Origin of the sequence: Bradyrhizobium frederickii, assembly GCF_004570865.1 — a bacterium.
Taxonomy (GTDB): Bacteria; Pseudomonadota; Alphaproteobacteria; order Rhizobiales; family Xanthobacteraceae; genus Bradyrhizobium; species Bradyrhizobium frederickii.
In genome coordinates, this window is the sequence record NZ_SPQS01000132.1 from 1 (window position 1) to 846 (window position 846).

Annotated in this window: 2 protein-coding genes; both read right to left on the bottom strand. The window is 57.3% G+C overall.

Annotation, left to right across the window (positions count from 1 at the left end):
• Window positions 1-625: response regulator transcription factor (locus tag E4K64_RS40025; protein ID WP_135167645.1), on the bottom strand; the 625-nt coding region annotated here is incomplete at its 3' end.
• Window positions 622-846, bottom strand: a 225-nt coding sequence (locus E4K64_RS40030; RefSeq protein WP_135167644.1) for an ATP-binding protein, incomplete at its 5' end; no start/stop codon positions are given. The genes E4K64_RS40030 and E4K64_RS40025, both read right to left, overlap by 4 nt.

The window sequence follows — 846 nt, forward strand, 5'->3', positions numbered from 1 at the left end:
TCAAGTCGGCCAGCGAGCGTGCACGCATCTTTTTCATTACGTGTCCCCGGTAGATCTTGACCGTAATCTCGGCGAGCCCAAGCTCGGCGGCGACCTGCTTGTTCATCAGGCCGGCAGCGACCAGTTTCATCACCGCCTGCTCGCGCGGGCTTAAGGTCTCAAATAAAGACTGCAGGTTCGCGACCGTCTGCTGAGCCTCCCGTCTTTTGCGATCGCGTTCGGTCGCCGCAACCACGGCATCAAGCAGTTCCTGATCGCGAAACGGTTTGCTGAGAAAATCGACCGCTCCTTCCTTCATGGCCCTGACAGTCATTGGAATGTCGCCATGGCCGGTAATGAAAATGATCGGAGTATGTATGTTCAACCTCGCTAGCTCGGTCTGGTAGTCAAGGCCGCTCAAGCCTGGCAGCCGGACGTCAAGAACCAGACAGCTAATAACGTCCGGGATTGGGCTCTGCAGCATTTCGCGCGCCGATCCGAATGCAATGACGCCTAACCCTACCGATTGAAAAAGATTCGTAAGCGAGCGACGCATGGAGATGTCATCGTCCACGACGAAGACGGTCGCCTTTGTCGAGGCCTCGGCATTGCTGCCTTGATCTGGCGCGTCAAATCGTGCAGTCACGAGACGGCCTCCTTATGCAGCGGTAAGGCAAACTGGAACGTCGCGCCCGGTCCATTTTTGTGGACCATCGACAGTCGTCCTCCATGAGATTCCACGATCGACCGGCAGATCGCAAGACCCATTCCAAGGCCAGTCGATTTGGTGGTGAAGAAGGGATCCAAGACGCGGTCCGCGTCGTTCTCGGCGATGCCGACGCCACAATCGGTCACGGCAAGGTGGAC